The following is a 21,852-nucleotide window of genomic DNA, read 5'->3' as shown; positions in this document are numbered from 1 at the left end:
GGCGGTTCGCCGTTTCTCACGCGTCCGCGCGTTCAGTAGTGCGGAGGGACGTCCTGCATCAGCCGGTCGTCGTTGGGGCCCTTGTCTCGGGGCGCGGATGCCGGCGGCTTCTCCCCCGCGGCGCGCTCCGGAGAGGTGTCGGTGCCCTCGACCGGCGTGAGACGAGCGCGCCGCGAACCGGTCACCCGCACCACCTTCTGACGCGGAGCTGAGGGGGTGTCGTCGTCGTTCATCCCTGCGCGTCGTCGAGATCGAGCGGCTGCGTGTCGTTGTCGGCGCGCACGGTGGATGCCGAGATCCCCAGCACCTCCGCGATGCGCGACGCGACGGTCGCCGGGTCACTGTACAGGTCGAAGGCGTGCACACGCACGTAGTGCCATCCGAGACGGCGGAGCACGTTCGGCCGCAGGCGCAGCGTCTCGCGCAGAGACTCTCCGCGTGTCTCCGGATCCGACTCGATCACGACAGCCTTGCCGGCGTGCTGCGCCACCAGCGGCAGCAGACCGCGATAGTCGACGTCGACCGCGGCACCGAGACGCCGCAGCTCTCTCGCGAGTGCGAGGGTCAGCGGGTCGGCCAGGTCCTCCAGTCGCGCCTCGCGTCCCCGCGCGGCCAGGCCACCCAGGATCGACATCAGCGTGGCCGCCCCGTACTCCAGCCGTCCGTCGTCGAACGCGGAGGGTCTGATCGACGAGACCATCACCATCGAGCGGCGCGCACGGGTCATGCCGACCGTGAGCAGGCGCTCTCCGTCGGGCGATGACAGGTCACCGAAGTCGCTGAGCACACGGCCGTGCTTGGTCAGGCCGTATCCGAGCGAGAAGATCACGCGGTCGCGACTCTCGGCGACCGACTCCTCGAGCGTGAGCACGGCGAGAGGTTCGGCGGTGTCGCGGCCCACGAAATCGGCCACGTCGGAGCGTCCGGCGAAGGCCGACGTGACCGCGGCGCGCACGCGCTCGGCGTGACGACGGCTCGCGGTGACCACCATGAGCGACTCGTTCGGGCGATGCACCGCGTGCTCCACGACCAGGGTCACCACGCGAGCCACCTCGGCATCCGGACTCTCGACGGCACCCGAGATCGGATCCGGAGCGCCCGTGCCGCCCTCGACGTAGTCGACGGTCAGGCTGCCCCGGCCGAGGTACGAGCCGGCCCACGGCAGCGAGACGATCTCTCCTCCGTAGAACGCGTCGTTGATCAGCTCGGCGAGGTCTTCGCCGCCGGCTCGATAACTGCGCGTGAGGGTCATCACCGGCAGCAGTTCCGAGAGGCGCTCGAACACCGACACCTCGTCGAACGGCACCTCCGGCTCCCACTCCGGGTCTGTCCCCACGGCGACGTCGAATGCGGTCGGCCGCTGGGTCACCGGGTCGCCGAACGCCACGACCTGACGCGCACGGCGGATCGCCGGGGCTGCTTCGGCGAGGTTGATCGCCGCGGCATCCACCAGCAGAACCGTGTCGAATTCCACGGAGTCGGGGATCTCGGGCACGAGATAGGGCGACGAGATCCACACCGGGGCCAGAGCTCTGACGAGTGTGGGGGCGGCGCTGACGATCTCGGCGGTCGTCGTGGACTTCTGCGTGAGCGCCTTGCGCAGGTGCTGCGACTCCTCGGGCTCATCGACGATCGCGATCTTCCACTGGTTGGCGAGCTGCCACGCGAGCAGCGGGCCGGCCATGGCGGCGTGCGCCTCGTCGACGAGGCGGAAGTCCCGTTCGAGACGGTCGACGACGGCGGTGTTCGCGCCGAGCAGCGCGCGATCGTCCTGCAGCGCGCGTTCGAGGAGCGACTGCCACCATGCGAACTCGAGCTCCTCGCCCACCTGCGCCTCGGAGACGTGACGCACCGACAGCTCGGTCAGCAGCGGCTCGAGGCCCAGATCGGCCAGTCGGTCGCGCAGCTCGGCGCGCTCGACGAGGTTGTCGAAGACGTCCGACTTGGCCGCGAGACCGGCGAGGATCCGCACGAGCCGTGCCACGGGAAGCGATGCGAGCGGTTCACGTCTGCCGAGAGCCGCATCGAGCTCGGACAGCTCGGCCACCACGCGCTCCCACGAGGCGTAGACATCGGCGAGTCCCAGCGGGATCTCGGGTGCGACGCCCGCCTCCACGCAGCGCTGCCACTGCGTGCGCTGCGTCTGGATGCGCAGCAGCGACTCGTGCATCTCGGTCACGTGCACCCCGGGGCGTACGTACTCCTTCGCGAGGCGCCGCAGTCGACGACGATTGGCGCTCGACATGCCGGGAGCGTCACGGCGCGAACCATGGGCCTGGATGAGCTCGCCCAGCGGACGCTCGAAGACCGTCGGACTGAAGCGGTCGAGCGAGTCGCGGATGCCCTGCAGCAGCCGCAGATATTCGCCGAGCTCATCGATCGTGGCGAACGGCCGCATGTGCGTCTGGGCGATCAGCGCATAGCCCCGTTCGAGCAGCGCGGGAACGCTGTCGGAGTGCAGTCGCCCGGCGAGCTGATGCGCGGCACGCGCGGCGTCCGTGCTCGAGAACGTGACGCCGTACCAGGGCGAGTCGTCGGGACCGAAGCGGAACTCCCCGAGACGTGCGGCCTGCGCGAGCGCCTCGGCCGCGGCAGAGCGATCGCCGGCCAGGCGCCGCAGGGTCTCGCTGCTGAGGCGAGCGGTGGTCGACGGGGGCGTCGGCAGCGATGCGAGCCGCGTCAGCTGACGTGTGGCGTCGAGCACAGAGGAACCCGTGCCGGCGACGGGCGCGGTCAGTGCGCGACGGTAGTCGATGAGCACACTGCGAAGGCGCACCAGCGCATCGTCGACGTCGCTCACCTTCGGCGCGGACGCCTTCTCATTGCGCCCGATCGCGCGCACCAGGTCGCGGCGCACGCTCTGGCTCGAGATCGCCAGTCCGTCGAGCCCGATGCCGGCCAGCCGGTGGCGCACGCCGTCGAGGGTCGAACGTCGCGCCGAGACCACGAGCACGCGCTTGCCCGCTCGCACCAGTTCGCCCACGGCATTGATGACGGTCTGCGTGCCGCCCGTGCCCGGCAGCGTCGCGACGGTGATCGACTGCCCGGCGGCGATCCGGGCGAGAACGGCCTCCTGCTCGGCATCCGCATCGAGCAGCAGGTTGTCGGATGCCGGTGCCCGGTCGTCCGGCCCGACGTGATGCGGTGCAGGTCGTCGCGCCGAGACCTGCTCCCGATCGCCGACGTGCCCCGCGAGCGCGTTGAGCACCATGTGGTCGAGAGTGCCGCCGTCGCGGGACATGGCCCCGCCGACATCGGCGAATGTCGACACGACGAGGCGAGGCAGCACCGTGAAGGTGTCGATCGAACGCGTCGTGGCGCGCAGGCTGTCGATCACCGGCTGCGGCTTGAACACACCGCCGTCGTAGGCGAGCGCGGCGAGGGCTGCCGCATCGATCGTGATGCCGAAGTGCTCGCGGGCGATGCGCACGAGCTCGGGATTCACGTCGAAGCCGCCCTGCAGCTTGAGCTCGAAATCGGTGTGGTGTCGGCGGATGGCGAGAGGGCGCAGCAGCACGGGGGCCGAGAAGTCGGCTCCTCCGATGCGCCAGCCGGCCACGCCGACGGCGAGGTGGACGGCTTCGATCCCGCGCACCGTGCGCAGCTCGGTGTTCTTGGCGGTGATCCGCTCGGCCGCGAGCCGCGCCGTGCGCAGGCCCACCTCGTCGCGGAAGAGATTGGAGAGGAGCGTCGACTTGCCGGTGATGAACTGCGGCAGGCTGCCGGGATGCGCTTTGGAGATGTCGATGCCGGACTCGACCGTGTCGCGGAACGTGACGAGCGGCGACGCACCGCCCAGATCAGCGGCCTCGGCACGCAGACGTGTGCGTTCCGCCTCGGCTGCGTGCGCGACCTCGATGCGCGCCGGGGTCACGTGCAGCTCGCCCAGGTCCACCCGGGCATCGTTCGCCGCTTCCGCAGCCTTGCCATCACGTCGCCACACCCTCACACACTAAGCGCGTCACGTCGCGTCGTCGGTATCCCGGGCGGGTTTTCGCGGGATTTCCGGCTCTCCGGGCGCCGGCGTGCTCCCCTCACCTCTCCTCCACGGATCCTCGCACGGCGCAGGCCCTCCCCTGCCCCCGTCCTTCCGAACAGCACCGCACCGCCGTCCGGGCGAGGATGGATCCATGACCTTCCGCTACGACTTCGCCCCGACTCCGTTCGGAGACGCTCTCGCCGTGTTCTCCGACGAGGGGATCGTGCACTTCGATCTCTCGGAGTCGGCGGACCCCTCGGTCCCCTGGCTGCTCGAGAACGTCTCGCGCCGACTCGGCGCCGTCCCCGAGCCCGACCCCGGGGCAGCGGCAGAACTGTCGCAGCTGCTCGACGCCTACTTCGACGGCGAGCCGATCGCCTTCACTGAGCATCTGAAGCTCGACTGGCGGCTGATCGAGGGATTCTCCCGAGAGGCGCTGCAGGTCATCTGCACGATCGACTGGGGCCAGACCCTCAGCTACGGGGATGTCGCCGTGCTCGCGGGCCACCCCGGCGCCGCCCGCGCCGTGGGCACGGCCTGCCGCCTGACGCCGTTCTCGATCATCGTGCCGGTGCACCGCGTCGTGCGCTCCGACGGATCCGCCGGCCAGTACGGCGCTCACCCCGAGCGGAAGACCTTCCTCCTCGATCTCGAGGCCCAGGCACGGTCATGACGCTCGGCGCGGGACCGACCGCGCCGCGCTGACCCTGAACATGCCCGTGGACCCCTGCGAGTAGGCCGCAGGGGTCCACGGGTGTGGTGGCTCGAGTCACCACCTGGAGGTCGTCAGTGGTCGGTCGCCTTCTCCGCACCGAATCCGGTGAGCGAGCGCACCTCCATCTCGGCCGCCAGCATCGGCGATTCCTTCTCCCTGGTCGTGACGGTGCCGAGCCAGCCCAGGAAGAAGCCGATGGGTATCGACACGATGCCGGGGTTGTTCATCGGCCACAGCACGATGTCGATCCCGGGGATCATCGAGGTCGGCGAACCCGAGAACACCGGCGACAGCACGATCAGGATGATCGCCGCGCCGAGTCCCCCGTACATGCTCCACACCGCGCCCCGCGTGGTGAAGCGCCGCCAGAACAGCGAGTACAGGATCGTCGGCAGGTTCGCGGATGCCGCGACCGCGAACGCGAGCGCCACGAGGAACGCGATGTTCTGCCCCTGCGCGCCGATTCCGCCGATGATCGCGAGGATGCCGATCACGATCACGGTGCGTCGTGCGACCCGCACCTCGCCGTTCGGATCCGGCTCCACGGGGTTGCCGGCGGCATCCTTCTTCCCCTTCTGGATCACGTTGGCGTAGATGTCGTGCGCGAACGACGCCGCCGCCGTGATCGTGAGACCCGCGACGACCGCCAGGATCGTCGCGAACGCGACTGCCGAGATGAACCCGAGCAGCACCGGGCCGCCCAGGTAGAGGGCGAGGAGCGGTGCCGCGGAGTTCGGTCCGCCCGGCGCCGCTGCGATGACGTCGGCGCCCACGAGCGCACCCGCCCCGTATCCGAGAACGAGAGTGAGCAGGTAGAAGCCGCCGATCAGCCAGATCGCCCAGACCACCGAACGACGCGCCTCCTTGGCGGTGGGCACGGTGTAGAAGCGCATCAGGACGTGCGGCAGACCCGCCGTGCCGAGCACCAGCGCCATGCCGAGCGACAGGAAGTCCCACGGGTTGGCGCCGTACTGCAGACCGGGGGCGAGGATCGCGTCGCCCTTGTCGGAGTTCGCGACGGCCGCCCCGAGCAGGGTGTCGAGGTTGAAGCCGTGGATCGCGAGCACCCACACGGTCATCGCGATCGCACCGCCGATCAGCAGGAACGCCTTGACGATCTGCACCCAGGTCGTGCCCTTCATGCCGCCGATCAGCACGTACACGATCATGAGCACGCCGACGACGGCGATCACGATCGACTGACCCAGTCGCCCGTCGATGCCGAGGAGCAGAGAGACGAGCCCGCCTGCTCCCGCCATCTGCGCGAGCAGATAGAAGAAGCAGACCGCGAGGGTCGTGATGGCGGCGGCCATGCGCACGGGACGCTGCTTCAACCGGAAGGAGAGCACATCGGCCATCGTGAACTTGCCGGTGTTGCGCATGAGCTCGGCGACCAGCAGGAGCGCCACGAGCCAGGCGACGAGGAATCCGATCGAGTAGAGGAAACCGTCGTAGCCGTTGATCGCGATCGCTCCGCAGATGCCCAGGAACGATGCCGCGGAGAGGTAGTCCCCGGCGATCGCGAATCCGTTCTGAGGACCGGTGAACGATCGACCCGCCGCGTAGTAGTCGGCCGCGGTCTTGTTGTTGCGGCTCGCCCGGATGACGATGAACAGCGTCACCGCGACGAATGCGAGGAAGATCGAGATGTTCAGCACGGGATTGCTCTCGACCGCGAGGGTCTCGCCCGTTGCGAAGCGCACGTTCATGCCTGACCCTGCGCCTTCTCGAGTTCTTCACGGATGTCCGTCGCGATCGGATCGAGTTTTCGGTTCGCGAACGCGACATATCCCATCGTGATCGCGAATGTCGTGACGAACTGCCCGAGTCCTAGCAGCAGTCCGACGGTGATATCTCCCCATACGCGCTGTGCCATGAACTCGGTCGCGAATGCGCCCAACAGCACATATACGAAGTACCAGATCAGGAAGAATGCGGCCATCGGGAAGATGAATGATCTCTGAGTGCGCTTGAGCGTGCGGAAACGCTCCGATTCCTCGACGGCGATGTAGTCGATTCCGTCCGCCGAGACCGCAGGTGAATGGTCGGTCATGGGGCCTCCTTGCCACATGTTCTTCGGCTCCCGCGGCCAGCCGCGCGAGTGATAGGGTCGACGCTACGAAACGGGGAACGGCGCCGTCACCCCCGAAAGTAGGTAGTCGTCATGAGCACAACGACCACGCAGGAATCCGAGACCGAGCTCGTCGCCAGAGCTGTGCGCGAGCTGTCTCAGCGCACCCGCTTCCCGGTGACCTTCGGGGGCCTGATCGACGAGGGCGTCGTCAGCGTCACCAGCATCGTCGGCAATCGCACGCGCAGCCTCGACGGCCTGCGCGTGCGTCCTGAGCGCGGCCTGGGCGGGCGGGCGATGATGGAGCTGCGCCCTCGGATGACGAACGACTACGGCTCGTCGCGCCAGATCACCCACGACTACGACGTCTTCGTGCTCGGCGAGGGTCTGCGCACGCTCCTGGCCCTGCCGATCATCGTCGCCGGTCGCCCGCGCGGCGTGCTGTACGCCGGAGCGTGGGAGCGGACGCCGGTGGGTGGCGTGACGACGGCCCCAGCCATGCAGGTCGCCCACTCCGTCGCCGAGGAGCTGCGCATCCGCGACGAGGTCGATCGACGTCTGCGTGCAGCGGGTCCCGGGCCGACCTCGGTCGCCCCCCGCGAGCGGGAAGAGCTCCGCGAGAGCTTCGCCGAGCTGCGCAGCATCGCCGCATCCGTCGACGACGCCGACCTGCGCGCCCGCATCGCACAGGTGGAGCGCCGGCTGGTCGAGTTGGCGGGCGACACGTCCGCCGCGCTCACGGGCCCGATTCCGACGGTGCACCTCTCCCGGCGCGAGACCGATGTGCTGGCATGCGCCGCCCTCGGGGCGACCAACGCCGAGATCGCCGCCGAACTCGGATTGCGCGAGGGCACCGTGAAGGCATACCTCGGAACCGCGATGTCCAAACTCGACGCGTCCACCCGTCATGCCGCGGTGACGAAAGCGCGCCGCGCCGGTCTGCTGCCCTGAGCGCAAAAGATCGTCCCGACGTCGATCCCGCTGTCGCGTCGAGTTGTCGCATCGAGTCGCGCGCGGGGCGAATTGTTCATCACATTCGCGAATGAGATGTATTGTCTATTGCATGGCGAGACGAATTGTGCACCAGCTGGTTGACGACATCGACGGCAGCATTCTCGAAGTGGGCGACGGCGAGACGGTCCATTTCTCGCTGAACGGAACCTCGTACGAGATCGATCTCAGCGCAGATCACGCCGAGGAACTGCGCAAGGCATTCGAGCCCTACATCTCCGCCGGCCGGCGTGCAGGATCCTCCTCCGCGGCGCGCTCCGCCGCCACGACGCGTAAGCGCCCTGCGCGCAATCCCGAGGTGGCCGCCATCCGGGCATGGGCCAACGACAACGGCTACACGCTGTCCGAGCGCGGGCGCATCCCCGCCCCCGTGGTCGAGGCGTACAACGCCGCGCACTGACCGGTCATACGGACCCTCGTCGCGGCGGCCGCCGCGCGGACGGCACTCAGGCGGAAGCCGGCCCCGCGTCCTGCGCCCAGACTTCGTCTCGGAGAGTGATCTGATCGGCCATGTCCGACAGGAATCGGATGACGACGTCGCGCTCTGCGGAGGTCAATCGAGCGGCCGAGTAGAACCGCTTCGCCTGCTGCTTCCCCACGGTGTCCATCGCCGCCTGCCTGGTCTCGGGCGTGATCCTGATGGCGAGTGCCCGGCGATCGGTCGGATGCGGAGCACGACGGATGTGCCCGCCCTTCTCGAGCCGATCCAGCAGCTTCGTGGTCGACGCCGTCGAGATGCCCAGATGCGTGGCGATGCCGCCCGGCGTCGCGGTGACGCCGCGGTTGTCCGAGACGATCAGGTAATGGAGCGCCCTCATGTCCGTCTCGTTCAGGCGCATGTACCGGCGCGACGCCAGCGAGAGCTTCTGCTCCGCGTCCCGCAGGTCGCCGAGCGCTCCCATGAGGACGGCGATCTGCTGGAGATCCTCGGGCCCGACCCCCGAACGGTCGATGAGAACGCTTCGCGGGTCGCTCGCCTCGACGTCGTAGATCGCCGAGTGCGCCAGCCCGTCGGGAGACATCACGCCCCGCGGAGGGATCGCATCCGACGAGCCGCTCCCCCGGGGGCTGGCGTCAGATCCGTTGTTCATGGGATCATGCTACACACGATTGATTCATGTTATGTTGATAATTAGCTAGGCTAGCGAAATCTTGGAGGTTCCCCGTTGGATGAGGTCACCCTCCTTTCCGCAGACGGAGATGCGATCGGCGTGTTCCCGAAGGACCAGGTGCACACGACGCAGACTCCCCTGCACCTCGCTTTCTCCTGCCATGTGCTCGACGAGAACGGGCGGCTCCTCGTGACCCGCCGGGCCCTCAGCAAGCGCACCTGGCCGGGGGTCTGGACGAACAGCTTCTGCGGCCACCCGCGACCTGGTGAGGACATGACCGACGCCGTGCACCGACGCGCGAAGGATGAGCTCGGCCTGTCCGTGACCGACGTCACGATGGTGCTCGCCGACTTCCGGTATCGCGCAGTCGATGCCAGCGGAATCGTGGAGAACGAGATCTGCCCCGTGCACATCGCCAGGGTCGCCGGCGGACTCTCGCCCGATCCCGATGAGGTGGCCGAGTGGACGTGGGTCGACCCCGCCGAGTTCGCCGAGGCGGTCGCCGCAGCGCCTTTCGCCTTCAGCCCCTGGCTCGTGGAGCAACTGCCTCAGCTGCGCGCATCCGGGGCGGTCTGACCATGACCTCGACGGTGACCCACGAAGACATGGGCACGCAGGTCGAAGAGGTGCTGCGACAGCGGTTCACGGCACACAGTGAGAACGCCCAGGCATACGGCAGCGAGTTCGCCTCGCTGTGGCGATCCGCGGCGACTCATGCTCTGGGCGGCAAGCTGGTGCGGCCGCGGCTCCTGCTCGACATCCATCGCGCGCTCGCCCCGGTTCCGACGATCGAGCAGGCGTCGGCCGCGATAGACGTGGCGACGCACATCGAACTCCTGCACTACGCCTTCCTGCTGCACGACGACGTGATCGACGGAGACCTGACCCGTCGCAGGGGTCCCAACCTGATCGGGGCTCTCGCCGCTGAGAGCCCGGGGTCGACGGAAGAGGCCTCGCTGCATTGGGCGCGTTCGAGCGCGATCCTCATGGGCGATCTCCTGCTGTCCGCCGCCGTGATGGGGTTCGCCCGCGCCGACCTCTCGCAGCCGACGCGACTGCGGCTGCTCGACCTCGTGGAACAGACGATTCTCGAGACCGTGGCGGGCGAGCACACCGATGTGGCGCTCAGTCACGGCATCGTCGCGCCCGACCTGCACACCGTGCTCAACATGAGCGTGTACAAGACCGCCACCTACTCGTTCTCGCTGCCGCTGCGAGCGGGCGCCATGCTGGCAGGGGCATCCAGCTCCGCCGAAGACGCCCTGCACCTGGTGGGCAGGCATCTCGGCCTCGCCTACCAGCTGCAGGACGACCTGCTCTGCGTGTTCGGCGACCACCGGGTGCACGGCAAGGACGCGTTCTCCGATCTCCGCGAAGGCAAGGAGACGGCGATCATCGCCTACGCCCGGTCGACACCGGCGTGGTCGCGCATCGAACGCGCGTTCGGGTCGGATGATCTGACCATGCAGCAGGCGACGGAGATCCGCGACCGGCTGCGCGAATGCGGCGCGGAGGCGTTCGTGACGGGACTCATCGCGGATCAACGCGAGGCGGTGCAGACGCTGCTGTCGGAGGCAGAGGCCAGCGGCGAGATCAGCGCGGATGCGGCGGCCACGATCGCCGCCGTCGCGACGCGTCTCGACGGGCGGCGATCGTGACCTCGGCTGCGGCGCCGGCCGGGGGCGACAGCCTCGGACGCTTCAGCCGAGCCGCTGACACGGCGTCGACCGACGTCATCCGCACCTACTCGACGTCGTTCGGACTCGCGACGCGGCTGCTGGGCGCACGTCACCGTCAGCACGTGCGCAACATCTACGCCATGGTGCGCATCGCCGACGAGATCGTCGACGGGGTCGCCGCGCAGGCGGGGCTGGACGCCTCGGCGCAGACGGAGGCGCTCGCGTCGTACGTCGCCGAGACGCACCGGTCCATGCGCACGGGCTACAGCACCGATCTCGTGCTGCACGCGTTCGCCCGCACGGCGCGGGAGTCCGGGATCGGCGAGGACCTGACCCAGCCGTTCTTCGACTCCATGAGGGCCGACATCACGAGCACGACCGATTTCGCCGCCTACGACGCCGACGCGCATGAGCGCTATGTGTACGGATCGGCAGAGGTGGTCGGGCTCATGTGCCTGCGGGTGTTCCTGCGCGGAGCGGTGCGCACGGAGGAGGAGCATGCCGCGCTGGTGCACGGTGCCAGACAGCTCGGCGCCGCGTTCCAGAACGTCAACTTCCTGCGCGACCTCGCCGACGACACCGACCGCCTGCAGCGCGGCTACCTGGCCGAATCCGGACGGCTCAGCGATGCGGATCGCGACGAGTGGGTGCGCCGCATCGACGGGCAGCTCGACGACGCCCGACGCTCGATCCCGCTGCTCCCGAAAGATGCGCGGGCCGCGGTGCGCAGCGCCCTCGCCCTCTTCGAGGCGCTGAACCGCAGGGTCGCACGCACACCCGCGAGCGAGCTCTACCGCCGACGCGTGCGGGTCCCCGATCCGCTCAAAGCCCTGCTCGCCGCGCGCGCCGTGGCGGTCACCCTCCTGGAGCGCGACCGATGAGCCGCGTGGCGGTGATCGGTGCAGGCGTGGCGGGCCTGGCCGTGGCCGGTCTGCTCGCTCGCGACGGCCACGACGTGACCGTCTACGAGAAGAACGCTCGCGTCGGAGGACGAGCGGGGACCATCGAACGCGAGGGATTCCGCTTCGACTCGGGGCCGTCGTGGTATCTGATGCCCGAAGTCTTCGATCACTTCTTCACGATGATGGGGACGTCCACCGACGAGCAGCTCGACCTGACCGTGCTCGACCCCGGCTACCGCGTCTTCCGCGAGCCGCAGCCCGACGGAGCTCCGACGACGGTCACGGTGCCCAGCGGGCGGGCGGCGGTCACCGAACTGTTCGAATCCCGTGAGCCGGGGTCCTCCTCCGCGCTCGACGCCTACCTGGACTCCGCGCACGAGGCCCGCACGATGGCCGAGAAGTACTTCCTCTACAACCCGTTCACACGGCTGCGCACGCTCCTGAGCCCCGAGGTGCTGCGAGCCCTGCCGAGGCTGGCGTCACTGCTGGGCACCCGTCTCCAGTCCTTCGCCGCCCGCCGCTTCCGCGATCCTGTGCTCCGACAGATCCTCGGCTATCCCGCCGTGTTCCTCGGAACCGATCCGCGCAGCGCCCCCGCGATGTACCACCTGATGAGCGCGCTCGATCTCGACGAGGGCGTGAGCTATCCGCAGGGAGGCTTCTGGCGGGTCGTCGAGCGCATCGCCGACCTCGCCCGGGCAGCCGGGGTGACGATCGTCACCGAGGCCGACGTGACGGCCATCCGGACTCGGGATGCCGGCGGCGAGCGCGTCGCCGCGGGCATCGAGTGGCGAGACGCCGACGGCACCCTGCATCGCGAGGACGCCGACATCGTCGTCTCCGGCGCCGATCTGCATCACACCGAGACGCGGCTGCTGCCTGCCGAACTGCGGACGTACCCGGAGAGCTGGTGGGAGCGCCGCACGAGCGGCCCCGGCGCCGTGCTGGTCATGCTCGGGGTGCGCGGCTCTCTTCCCGAACTGCCGCATCACTCCCTGTTCTTCACCGACGACTGGGACGCCAACTTCGACGCCATCTTCGGCGAGGATCCCGCGATCCCCTCCCCTGCGTCCACCTACGTCTGCCGTCCGAGTGCGACCGATGACACGGTCGCACCGGCCGACCACGAGAACCTCTTCGTCCTGGTCCCGATTCCGGCCGACACGGAGCTCGGCGGCGGCGGATCCGACGGCGCCGGCGCTCCGGCGATCGAAGAGGCCGCGGACGCGGCGATCGACATGATCTCGCGGTGGGCCGGCATCGACGATCTGCGCGAGCGGATCGTGGTGCGCGAGACCAAGGGACCCGCCGACTTCCGCGACGACTACAACTCGTGGCGCGGCGGGATGCTGGGCCCCGCGCACATCCTGTCGCAGAGTGCGATGTTCCGGGCGCAGAACGCCTCACGGCGTGTGAGCGGCCTGTACTACGCGGGAGGGACGACCGCGCCGGGCGTCGGGGTGCCGATGTGCCTCATCAGCGCCGAGATCGTGCTCAAGCGCATCCGCGGCGACCACTCGGGCGGGCCTCTCCCGACCACGACGTCCGCGACGGCCACGCAGGTCCCGTGATGGGCGCCGTGTATCTGGCGATCCTGCTCGCCACCCTCGGGTGCATGCTGCTTCTCGATTGGCGTTACCGCCTCTTCTTCTGGCGCGACGCCGTGTCGGCATCCATCGTCACCGTCGCGGGGCTGACGTTCTTTCTGCTGTGGGACATCGCGGGAATCGCGGGAGGCATCTTCTTCCGCGGAGAGGCCATCGTCGCCACGGGGATCGTGCTCGCCCCGGAGCTGCCCCTCGAGGAGCCGATCTTCCTGGTCTTCCTCGTGATCTGCACCATGGTCGTCTACACGGGGGCGATGCGCGTCCTGGCGCGCCTGCGCGCACGATCCGGAGCGGAGGAGACGGCGTGACCTACCTCGAACTGTCGGCATTGTTCGTCGCCGCAGCCGTCGTGTGTGCGGCACTCGCCTCCCTCGTGGCGGGTCGGCGGCGTGCGAGCCTCCTCGGCATCGCCCTCACGATCGCCGTGCTGTTCGTGCTCACGGCGGTCTTCGACACCCTGATGATCGCGACAGGGCTCTTCCACTACTCGGCCGGCCACCTGCTCGGCATCCACATCGGACTCGCGCCGCTCGAGGACTTCGCGTATCCGCTCGCGGGCGCTGTGCTCCTGCCGTCGCTGTGGGCGGCGCTCAGAGCACGTCGCCGAAGGAACGACGCGAATCCGGCCGGTGCCGCGATCGCCGAGGAGGATCACTCGTGAACGCAGCCACGGCCCCGGCGCGCAGCGATCTCGCCCAGATCGTGCTCTCGTCGCGCCCGATCAGCTGGATCAACACGGCATTCCCGTTCGCCGCCGCCTACTTCCTGGCGACACGCGAAGTCGACCTCACACTGATCCTCGGCACGCTGTATTTCCTCGTGCCCTACAACCTCGCGATGTACGGCATCAACGACGTGTTCGACTACGCCTCGGATCTCGCGAACCCCCGCAAGGGCGGCATAGAGGGCGCTCTCCTGTCGCCGCGCATCCACCGCGCGACGCTGTGGGCGGCCGTCCTGACGAACGTGCCGTTCCTCGTCTATCTCATCGCGGTCGGCGATCCCGTGTCATGGTTCTGGCTCGCGCTGAGCGTGTTCGCCGTGATCGCCTACTCGGCGCCGGGCCTGCGCTTCAAAGAACGGCCGTTCCTGGATTCGACGACGTCGAGTCTGCACTTCGTGACGCCCGCGATCGTCGGGCTCGCTCTCGCCGACGGGGCGATCACGCCGACCGTGGTGATCGTGCTCGTCGCCTTCTTCCTGTGGGGCATGGCCGCCCACGCGTTCGGCGCGGTGCAGGACATCGGCCCCGACCGCGAGGGAGGGATCGGCTCGATCGCGACCGTGATCGGAGCGCGCTCGACGGTGCGACTGTCCATAGTCCTGTGGACCCTGGCCGGCATCGCCATGCTGTTCACCTCATGGCCCGCTCCGCTCGGTGCCGCGCTGGCCGTGCCGTACATCGTGAACGCCGCGCCGTGGTGGAACGTGACCGACGAGACGTCAGCACGCACCAACCGCGCATGGCGCCGGTTCATCGCGCTGAACTACTTCGCGGGATTCCTCGCCACGATGATCCTCATCCTCGCCTGGTTGACGTGAGGCCGGGACGGATGCGGTGCCCTCGACTGGATTCGAACCAGCGACCTGCCCTTTAGGAGAGGGCTGCTCTATCCTGCTGAGCTACGGGGGCGAGGGTTCCATTCTAGAGGAACCCTCGCGCCCCACTCACGCGGCCAGTGCCAGATAAGGCTCCCATCGGGGATCGCTGCGTTCGCTCCCCCGGACCGTCCACGCCGTGCCGTGCGGTGGCCGCGGCGTGAACCTCAAGGCCCACCGCATCTCCTGCGGAGTGCGGTCGCTCTTGACGTTGTTGCATCGCAGGCAGCAGGCGACGAGGTTCTCCCACGAGTCGGCCCCGCCGCGTGATCGCGGCAACACGTGATCGATGGTCGAGGCCGCCTTGCCGCAGTAGCCGCACCGGTGGTCGTCACGCCGCAGCACTCCCCGTCGCGTCACGGGGACACGTCTGCTCACAGGGATGCGCACATAGCGCGACAGGATGATCACCGCCGGCCGGTCGTAGACGCCGTGGGTCCCCCAGACGGGGTCGTCCTCCACGCGTTCGATCACCGAGGCCTTGTCGTTCATGACCAGGACCAGTGCTCTCTTGAACGACACGATCGCCAGAGGCTCGTATCCCGCGTTCAGTACCAGTGTGCGCATCGCCATCCTCTCGATCCGCCGGGACGGCTTCCCGGCACTCTCGACTCACACGCGCCGCGGAGGTCGTGAGCGCACGCAGGGACGAAAAAAGGCGCTGTCTACAGACAGCGCCTTTCGCGCACGACCGCACCGTGGCATCCCTGCGGACGATGCCGAAGGACGTGACGACCGAGGGCATCCATGGTTCGGATGCTCGGTATTCGCACCATCAGCTTCTCCCGCCTGTTACGACAACGGGTTCAGGCTAACCCATCACCGAGGTGGTGGGGCCCAACTCCGGGTGAACAGTCGGAGGTGTGTCCGTGCGGCGGGTGCGATGCGATGCGGATTCAGCCTGCGTTGGCACCGAGCCAGGCGATCGGCTCCATGAGACCGCCGTTGACCCAGACCTCGAAGTGCAGGTGGTTCGCGGTGGAGCGACCGGTGCTTCCGACGAAGCCGATCAGCTGTCCTGCGGCGACCGTGTCACCCGCCTGCACCTGACGCGAGCCGTAGATCATGTGACCGTAGGTGGTCTGCACGCGCTGACCACCGACGACGCTGTCGAGCATGACCGCGACGCCGTAGCCGCCGATGCTCTCCGCAGATGCGCGGACGACGCCTGCAGCGGCGGCGTAGATCGGCGTGCCTGCAGGAGCCAGCATGTCGGCTCCCTGGTGCGCGCCGCCCACCGTGCGGCTGACGTTGTACGAGCCCTGGGGCAGCGGGTAGCGGACCTCGCCCGAGCCGGGCGAGACGAGCGCGTAGTTCCCGGTGTTGAAGTTGCCGCCGGATGATGCGAGCGATGCCGCCGCCGCGGAGGCTGCAGCGGCCGCGCGTGCCGCTGCGGCTTCTTCGGCCTTCTTCTTGGCGATCTCGTCGGGGGTCGTGGCGGTGAAGGTGCCGCGGTTGAGCGACGCCGCCGTCGCGGCAGAAGCCACGACGAGAGACTGCGAGTCGTCGGCCGCGAGCTGCTGGAGAGTCGTCGCCGCAGCCTCGGTCGGCGTCGTGGATGCGTAGGCCGGCAGAGCGACCGCAGCGACGAGAGCACCGACTGCCCCGAAGATGGCGACCGAACGCAGGGGCTTGACGGCCTTGCGTGCACTCGTTGCCGCGCGTGTGCTGCGGGCGATTGCTCGATCTTCAGATGTCTTCGCGGGTGATTCGATGTCTCTGACCAAAACGTGATCCTCCTGCGCCTGCGCGCTCGGGTTGCGCTGACTCGTCGGCACTCTGCTCTCGTGGCACGAATGTAGCTCGGGTACTTTGTGCGTTCCTACCGCGAGGACGACGAGCCTGGAAGGCGATCCTCTCGGGTATCGTCAGCGGGCTTTCGCGACGACCTGTCCGAGGTTACCGGAAGATAACGAAACTGTCACCCTGCGAAACTGGCAATCGCCGCAGAGGCCGATTCGCCCCTGATCAGAGCGGATTTCAGGCAGGCTCGCCGACAAGGAAGATGTGCGAGGCGAGCTCGACCGGAAGCTCGAGCCCGTCGTCCTTGCCCTCCATCTGGATGAGGACGTATCCCTCGTTGAAGCGGTAGTCGCCCTTGGCTCCCGGGACGACTCCGGCATCGCGGAGCTGCTCGAGCAGCTCGGGATCGACCTGGGCGGGCTCCGCCAAACGACGCACCGTGCCCTCGATCGGAGCACCGGCGGCGTTGAGCTTCTGCACGAGGCCGATCACACCCTCGTCGAACGTACGGGCCGGAATGTCGCCCAACTGGTCGAGCCCCGGGATCGGGTTCCCGTACGGGGATTCGGTGGGGTGACCGAGAAGCTCGACGAGACGCCGCTCGACCTGCTCGCTCATCACGTGCTCCCACCGGCACGCCTCTTCATGCACATAGGCCCAGTCGAGGCCGATCACATCGGACAGCAGCCGCTCGGCGAGGCGATGCTTGCGCATCACGTCGACGGCCTTGCGGCGACCCGCATCGGTGAGCTCGAGCGTGCGGTCCTCCGATACGATGACGAGACCGTCGCGTTCCATGCGACCCACCGTCTGCGAGACCGTGGGACCGGAGTGGCCGAGGCGCTCGGAGATGCGTGCGCGCAGCGGCACGATGTTCTCCTCCTCGAGTTCGAGGATGGTGCGGAGATACATCTCCGTGGTGTCGATCAAGTCCGTCATGCGACCCTCCGAGTCTTCTTAGGCAAGCCTACATTCCCGCGGGGACATCAGGCGTCATGAGGTCGGGCGACGAATCGACACGGCCTAGACTCGACGCATGGCGATCGAGATTCCCCGTGACCTTCTGCCCGTCGACGGCCGCTTCGGCTGCGGCCCCTCGAAGGTGCGCACCGAGCAGCTCGAGGCACTGCTGGCTGCAGCACCCATGCTGCTGGGCACCTCGCACCGGCAGGCACCCGTGAAGAACCTCGTGGGCAGCGTCCGGGAGCAGCTCGCCGCACTGTTCCGTCTTCCCGAGGGCTACGAGATCATCGTCGGCAACGGCGGATCGACGGCCTTCTGGGATGCCGCGGCCTTCGGCCTCATCGAGCGACGCAGCCAGAACCTGGTGTTCGGCGAGTTCGGCGGGAAGTTCGCCGCATCGGCAGCAGCGCCATGGCTCGAGACGCCCGACGTCCGCAAGGCCGAGCCCGGCTCACGGGTCGCGGCCGAGGCCGTGGAAGGTGTGGACGTCTACGCCTGGCCGCACAACGAGACGTCGACCGGCGTCGCGGCACCCGTCGAGCGCGTGGCCGCAGACGGTGCGCTCACGGTGATCGACGCGACCAGCGCGGCCGGCGGCATCGACTTCGACGCGACCCAGGCGGACGTCTACTACTTCGCGCCGCAGAAGAACCTGGGCTCCGACGGCGGCCTGTGGTTCGCGGCCGTGTCCCCCGCCGCGATCGACCGCATCGAGCGCATCGCCGCATCCGAGCGATACATCCCCGAGTTCCTCAGCCTGAAGAACGCGCTCGACAACTCGCGCCTCAATCAGACGCTCAACACTCCCGCGCTCACCACTCTGCACCTGCTCGACAGCCAGCTGCGCTGGATCAACGGCAACGGCGGGCTCGCGTGGGCGGGAGCGCGCACTGCCGAGTCCTCGAAGGTCCTGTACGACTGGGCGGCGGCCTCTGCCGTGGCCACCCCGTTCGTGACGGATGCCGCGCATCGCTCTCCGGTCGTCGTGACGATCGACTTCGACGATGCGATCGATGCCGCCGCGATCGCGAAGACGCTGCGCGCGAACGGGATCGTCGACACCGAGCCCTACCGCAAGCTCGGCCGGAACCAGCTGCGAGTCGCGACCTTCGTCTCGATCGACCCCGACGACGTGCGCCAGCTGACGCGCGCGGTCGACTACGTGCTCGAGCGTCAGGGCGACTGACCGACGCGCAGGACGACGAGAAAAGGGGCCGCGTGATCGCACGCGGCCCCTTTTCTCATGGTCGCGACGGGAGAGCCGCGGACCCGAGATCACTCCTCGTCGTCGGAGTCCTCGTCGTCATCGTCGTCGCTCGACTCGTCATCGTCCGACTCGTCGTCGTCCGACTCGTCGTCGCCCTGCTCGTCGTCGTCCGCGGGCTCGGAATCCTCGTCAGCGGCGACCGAATCATCGAGCTCGTCGATGTCGACGCCGTCGAGATCGCCGGCGTGCAGCACCCGGGGCTCCGCCGCCAGTTCGTCCTCGTCGAGATCATCGTCGTCATCGTCGTCGTCGTCGTCCGAATCGTCGTCGAGGTCGTCCTCGTCCTCGTCGATGTCGTCGAGCTCGTCGTCGTCGATCCCGTCCGCGTCGTCCGCGTCGGGGTCGCTCTCGACGGCACCGGCCGCCTGCTCGGCCAGCTCGGCCTGATGAGCGCGGTACTCGGCGAGCCGCTCGGCCCACGGCACCCATTCCGGCGCGAGCAGAGCACCGTCGCCCGGCATCAGCTCGACCTCGAGGACCGTGGGGTCGGCATCGTCGACTCGTGCGACCGTGACGGTCCAGTACCACCCCGGGTAGCCGGGAAGACGGTTCTCGAACCGCAGAGACACCGAGCCGTCGTCCTCGGGCAGGTAGCCGGCCGCCGGACCCACGGTCGAGGGCGGCGTGATCTCGTGCAGCGCGGCGAGCGCGAGATCATGAGCGTCGACGAGACGCTGGTCGACGTCAGGCTTCGAGGTCATCAGCGACCTTGCGCAGAACGGCCGCGATCTTGCGACCATGGGACGACGACGGGTAGCGGCCGCGACGCAGGTCTCCGCCGATTCCGTCGAGGAGCTTCACGAGATCCTCGACGATGATCGCCATGTCGTCGGCCGGCTTGCGCTTGGCCTTGGCCAGACTCGGCGGCGCCTCGAGCACGCGGACAGAGAGCGCCTGGAGCCCGCGCTTTCCGTCGGCGACGCCGAACTCCACCCGCGCACCGGCCTTGACGGCCGTCCCGGCGGGCATCGCCGAGGCGTGCAGAAAGACATCCTGGCCGTCATCGGCGGCGATGAAGCCGAAACCCTTGTCTTCGTCGTAGAACCTGACCTTGCCGGTGGGCATGGGAGTAACCTCGCTGAGTCGGTGTGGAGCTGAACGGCGCATGGTGCGCCTCCCCAGCCTACCGGTCAGCACGCGTCGACGCCGAGGCTCCGAGCGGAACCGCCTCGGCGCTCACCGACTAGGCTGGGAGCGATGACTATGAAGAGTCCCGAGCCGGATGTCCCCGTGCGCCGCGTCGACCGCATTCTGGCGTTCACGGCACTGGGCCTCGCTGCGGCCTCCATCATCTGCTTCTTCGCCATCATCATCGGCACGGCCGTCGGGATGCAGCAGCAGGACTTCGGTTCAGGCGCGTGGCCGCTCGTCGCCGCGGTGCCCTACTGGGGCCTCCCCGCGGCGTTCGTGATGATCATCGTGCTCCTGTCGATGAGCTTCGTCCGCAAGGGTCGCGCATCGCGATCGTGAGGCCATCGGCATGACGACGCACGCTCGCCCCTTGGCCGAATGGCTGGCCGCGGCGAGTGATGGCGACCTCGTCTCGCTCTTCGCCGCACGTGGCGTGCGCGCCGACGCCGGGTGGCAGGACTTCTTCGATGCCGCCGAGGCGCTGCTCGAGAGTCCCTCGCTCGCGCGGGTGCTGCCCACACTGACCCGTCCCGAGGCCGCGGCGCTGAGCACGGCGGTCTCCACCGGATCGGCGGTGCCGCCCTCCGCGGAGCGTTCGCGGCTCGAGGCTCTCGCACTGGTGCGACCCGACGGCATGCCGTGGCCGGCCGTCGCCGTCGCGGTCGGCGATCGCGCGATGCCCCCCGCCTCGGCGCCGTCTGCTCCAGCCCCGTCCGACGAGAGCGCACAGGCGCACGCCGCCGAACGCGCCTTCACCACGGTGTCAGCCGTCGCCGATCTGCTGCTCCTCGCCAGAGATCGGCCGTTCACCCTGCTCACCGGCGGCACCCTGAGCGCCGGTGAGAAGCGGCAGCTCGCCGACGCGGGACTCGACCTCGACGCCGACGCCCTTGTCGACATCGCCGCGAGCGCGGGCCTCGTGGCGGTCGACGACCGTCGTCTGCGCGTGACGGCGCGCTCGGAGGACTGGCTGCGCTCCTCGGTGGCCGACAGGTGGAGCGCTCTCGTGTCCGGCCACCGCGACGCCCTCCCCCGAGGTGTGCGCACCGAGAGCGGCGGGTGGATCCCGACTCCGGAGTGGTCGGATGCCCACCCCTGGGACGCATCGTGGCGCGAGCGCAGCGACATGTGGCTCGAGCGTTCCCGGTTGCTCGGACTCGTCGCCGACGACGGCAGCGAGCCCGCGTGGGCGGCACCGGTGCGCCGCGGTGAGCCGATCGATCCCGCGCCGCTCACCCGACTGCTGCCGAGCGAGGTCGACCGCATCTTCCTGCAGAACGACCTGAGCGCGATCGCGCCGGGCCCGCTCGCACCGGCACTCGACGTGCGGCTGCGCACGATGGCCGCACGCGAATCCGCGGCGCAGGCGTCGTCGTACCGGTTCACACCGGAGTCGGTGGCGAGAGCCCTCGTCACGGGCGAGGACGAGCAGTCGATCGTCGACTTCCTCGAGAGCATCTCCCTCACCGGCATCCCCCAGCCGCTCCGCTACCTCGTGGCACAGACCGCCCAGCGTCACGGGCTGGTGCGGGTGTCGACGGATGCGGAGACCGGACGCACCCGCATCGAGAGCACCGACGGCACGCTGCTCGACGCCATGTCGGTCGATCAGTCGCTGCGGCCGCTCGGCCTCACCGCGCACGTCGGCTCCCTCACCACCCGTGTGGGTCGCGAGACCGTCTACTGGGCGCTGGTGGACGCGCGGTACCCGGCCACGCTCGTGGACGAGTCGGGCGAGCCCCAGGCGGGCGAGCGGAACGCGGCTGCACCACCCGCCCCGACGACGGGCCCCGATTACGCGCCCCTCGTCGCGGCACTGCGATCGCATCACGGCCCCGATGCCGACGCCGCCTGGCTCGACCGCGAACTGGAGGCGGCCGTGCGCGCCCGCGCGACTCTTCGGGTGACCATCGGCATGCCCGACGGCTCGACGCGCGACCTGCTGCTGGAGGCGACCGGCCTCGGCGGTGGCAGGCTGCGGGGCCGAGACCGCGCCGCCGACGTGGAACGCACGCTGCCCGTGTCGAGCATCCGTGCCGCGACCGTGATGGAGCCGCCTCCGTGATCGGGCGG

Annotated in this window: 23 protein-coding genes and 1 tRNA gene; 13 read left to right on the top strand and 11 right to left on the bottom strand. The window is 68.9% G+C overall.

Annotation, left to right across the window (positions count from 1 at the left end; translation table 11 throughout):
- Nucleotides 1-32 precede the first annotated feature (32 nt).
- A complete protein-coding gene (locus RWO82_RS05160) occupies nucleotides 33-233 on the bottom strand; it encodes a hypothetical protein (RefSeq protein WP_314424247.1) in 201 nt (66 codons plus the stop codon).
- The gene (locus RWO82_RS05155; RefSeq protein ID WP_399540716.1) at nucleotides 230-3,895 is read right to left on the bottom strand and encodes an AAA family ATPase; all 3,666 of its coding nucleotides are present in this window, start codon (nucleotides 3,893-3,895) and stop codon (nucleotides 230-232) included. Before RWO82_RS05155 ends, RWO82_RS05160 begins: the two co-directional genes overlap by 4 nt.
- 235 nt (nucleotides 3,896-4,130) lie before the next feature.
- Here RWO82_RS05155 and RWO82_RS05150 point away from each other — a divergent pair, with 235 nt between their 5' ends.
- Nucleotides 4,131-4,652, top strand: a complete 522-nt coding sequence (locus tag RWO82_RS05150) for a methylated-DNA--[protein]-cysteine S-methyltransferase (RefSeq protein WP_314424246.1) — start codon at nucleotides 4,131-4,133, stop codon at nucleotides 4,650-4,652.
- A gap of 113 nt (nucleotides 4,653-4,765) precedes the next feature.
- On the opposite strand, the gene RWO82_RS05145 is transcribed toward RWO82_RS05150, so the two are convergent.
- Nucleotides 4,766-6,403, bottom strand: a complete 1,638-nt coding sequence (locus tag RWO82_RS05145) for a cation acetate symporter (protein WP_314424245.1) — start codon at nucleotides 6,401-6,403, stop codon at nucleotides 4,766-4,768.
- Nucleotides 6,400-6,747, bottom strand: coding sequence for a DUF485 domain-containing protein (locus RWO82_RS05140; RefSeq protein ID WP_314424243.1), 348 nt, complete (start codon nucleotides 6,745-6,747; stop codon nucleotides 6,400-6,402). The genes RWO82_RS05145 and RWO82_RS05140 overlap by 4 nt, the downstream gene beginning before the upstream one ends.
- A gap of 111 nt (nucleotides 6,748-6,858) precedes the next feature.
- On the opposite strand from RWO82_RS05140, the gene RWO82_RS05135 reads away from it, so the two are divergent.
- Both RWO82_RS05135 and RWO82_RS05130 read left to right on the top strand, forming a co-directional pair.
- Entirely contained in the window at nucleotides 6,859-7,716 is an 858-nt protein-coding gene (locus tag RWO82_RS05135) for a LuxR C-terminal-related transcriptional regulator (RefSeq protein WP_314424240.1), read from the top strand.
- A gap of 112 nt (nucleotides 7,717-7,828) precedes the next feature.
- Nucleotides 7,829-8,176, top strand: a complete 348-nt coding sequence (locus tag RWO82_RS05130; protein WP_314424237.1) for an Lsr2 family protein — start codon at nucleotides 7,829-7,831, stop codon at nucleotides 8,174-8,176.
- A 46-nt stretch (nucleotides 8,177-8,222) separates the two neighbouring features.
- Here the strand turns inward: RWO82_RS05130 and RWO82_RS05125 are convergent, their stop codons facing one another.
- Complete coding sequence (locus tag RWO82_RS05125; RefSeq protein ID WP_314424290.1) at nucleotides 8,223-8,798, bottom strand: MarR family transcriptional regulator; 576 nt, start codon at nucleotides 8,796-8,798, stop codon at nucleotides 8,223-8,225.
- Nucleotides 8,799-8,942: 144 nt separating this feature from the next.
- On the opposite strand from RWO82_RS05125, the gene idi reads away from it, so the two are divergent.
- From idi to RWO82_RS05090, 7 genes are read left to right on the top strand one after another with little or no spacing between them, the layout of a single operon-like run.
- Nucleotides 8,943-9,464 carry an isopentenyl-diphosphate Delta-isomerase gene (gene idi / locus RWO82_RS05120; RefSeq protein ID WP_314424234.1) on the top strand — a complete coding sequence of 174 codons (522 nt, stop codon included), beginning with the start codon at nucleotides 8,943-8,945 and terminating at the stop codon, nucleotides 9,462-9,464.
- Nucleotides 9,465-9,466: 2 nt separating this feature from the next.
- Nucleotides 9,467-10,546 carry a polyprenyl synthetase family protein gene (locus RWO82_RS05115; protein WP_314424231.1) on the top strand — a complete coding sequence of 360 codons (1,080 nt, stop codon included), beginning with the start codon at nucleotides 9,467-9,469 and terminating at the stop codon, nucleotides 10,544-10,546.
- On the top strand, nucleotides 10,543-11,448 hold the full coding sequence (locus tag RWO82_RS05110) for a squalene/phytoene synthase family protein (RefSeq protein WP_314424228.1): 906 nt from the start codon (nucleotides 10,543-10,545) through the stop codon (nucleotides 11,446-11,448). The genes RWO82_RS05115 and RWO82_RS05110 overlap by 4 nt, the downstream gene beginning before the upstream one ends.
- Entirely contained in the window at nucleotides 11,445-13,040 is a 1,596-nt protein-coding gene (gene crtI / locus RWO82_RS05105) for a phytoene desaturase family protein (protein WP_314424225.1), read from the top strand. Before RWO82_RS05110 ends, crtI begins: the two co-directional genes overlap by 4 nt.
- The gene (locus RWO82_RS05100) at nucleotides 13,040-13,384 is read left to right on the top strand and encodes a lycopene cyclase domain-containing protein (protein WP_314424288.1); all 345 of its coding nucleotides are present in this window, start codon (nucleotides 13,040-13,042) and stop codon (nucleotides 13,382-13,384) included. The genes crtI and RWO82_RS05100 overlap by 1 nt, the downstream gene beginning before the upstream one ends.
- Nucleotides 13,381-13,737 carry a lycopene cyclase domain-containing protein gene (locus tag RWO82_RS05095; protein WP_314424222.1) on the top strand — a complete coding sequence of 119 codons (357 nt, stop codon included), beginning with the start codon at nucleotides 13,381-13,383 and terminating at the stop codon, nucleotides 13,735-13,737. Before RWO82_RS05100 ends, RWO82_RS05095 begins: the two co-directional genes overlap by 4 nt.
- Nucleotides 13,734-14,618 (top strand): prenyltransferase, encoded by an 885-nt coding sequence (locus RWO82_RS05090; RefSeq protein ID WP_314424219.1) that lies wholly within the window; start codon nucleotides 13,734-13,736, stop codon nucleotides 14,616-14,618. Before RWO82_RS05095 ends, RWO82_RS05090 begins: the two co-directional genes overlap by 4 nt.
- Before the next feature lie 17 nt (nucleotides 14,619-14,635).
- Here RWO82_RS05090 and RWO82_RS05085 read toward each other — a convergent pair.
- From RWO82_RS05085 to RWO82_RS05070, 4 genes are all read right to left on the bottom strand, one after another.
- A tRNA-Arg gene (locus RWO82_RS05085) sits at nucleotides 14,636-14,709 on the bottom strand.
- Between the two features lie 35 nt (nucleotides 14,710-14,744).
- Nucleotides 14,745-15,242 carry an HNH endonuclease gene (locus RWO82_RS05080; RefSeq protein ID WP_314424216.1) on the bottom strand — a complete coding sequence of 166 codons (498 nt, stop codon included), beginning with the start codon at nucleotides 15,240-15,242 and terminating at the stop codon, nucleotides 14,745-14,747.
- A gap of 329 nt (nucleotides 15,243-15,571) precedes the next feature.
- On the bottom strand, nucleotides 15,572-16,402 hold the full coding sequence (locus RWO82_RS05075) for a M23 family metallopeptidase (RefSeq protein WP_314424213.1): 831 nt from the start codon (nucleotides 16,400-16,402) through the stop codon (nucleotides 15,572-15,574).
- A 253-nt stretch (nucleotides 16,403-16,655) separates the two neighbouring features.
- Nucleotides 16,656-17,357: a metal-dependent transcriptional regulator gene (locus tag RWO82_RS05070; RefSeq protein ID WP_314424209.1), complete on the bottom strand. Its 702-nt coding sequence runs from the start codon at nucleotides 17,355-17,357 to the stop codon at nucleotides 16,656-16,658.
- 97 nt (nucleotides 17,358-17,454) lie between these two features.
- Between RWO82_RS05070 and serC the strand changes: the two genes are divergently transcribed.
- Nucleotides 17,455-18,567 carry a phosphoserine transaminase gene (gene serC, locus RWO82_RS05065; protein WP_314424206.1) on the top strand — a complete coding sequence of 371 codons (1,113 nt, stop codon included), beginning with the start codon at nucleotides 17,455-17,457 and terminating at the stop codon, nucleotides 18,565-18,567.
- 89 nt (nucleotides 18,568-18,656) lie between these two features.
- On the opposite strand, the gene RWO82_RS05060 is transcribed toward serC, so the two are convergent.
- Nucleotides 18,657-19,349 (bottom strand): DUF3027 domain-containing protein, encoded by a 693-nt coding sequence (locus RWO82_RS05060; protein WP_314424204.1) that lies wholly within the window; start codon nucleotides 19,347-19,349, stop codon nucleotides 18,657-18,659.
- Nucleotides 19,333-19,713 (bottom strand): cold-shock protein, encoded by a 381-nt coding sequence (locus tag RWO82_RS05055; RefSeq protein ID WP_241796708.1) that lies wholly within the window; start codon nucleotides 19,711-19,713, stop codon nucleotides 19,333-19,335. The genes RWO82_RS05060 and RWO82_RS05055 overlap by 17 nt, the downstream gene beginning before the upstream one ends.
- 132 nt (nucleotides 19,714-19,845) lie before the next feature.
- On the opposite strand from RWO82_RS05055, the gene RWO82_RS05050 reads away from it, so the two are divergent.
- Together RWO82_RS05050 and RWO82_RS05045 are read left to right on the top strand one after the other, a co-directional pair.
- On the top strand, nucleotides 19,846-20,118 hold the full coding sequence (locus RWO82_RS05050) for a multidrug ABC transporter ATPase (protein WP_314424200.1): 273 nt from the start codon (nucleotides 19,846-19,848) through the stop codon (nucleotides 20,116-20,118).
- 10 nt (nucleotides 20,119-20,128) lie between these two features.
- Nucleotides 20,129-21,844: a helicase-associated domain-containing protein gene (locus RWO82_RS05045; protein WP_314424197.1), complete on the top strand. Its 1,716-nt coding sequence runs from the start codon at nucleotides 20,129-20,131 to the stop codon at nucleotides 21,842-21,844.
- Nucleotides 21,845-21,852 lie beyond the last annotated feature (8 nt).

Origin of the sequence: uncultured Microbacterium sp., assembly GCF_963521645.1 — a bacterium.
Classification (GTDB): Bacteria; Actinomycetota; Actinomycetes; order Actinomycetales; family Microbacteriaceae; genus Microbacterium.
This window is presented reverse-complemented; position numbering and strand designations above follow the sequence as displayed.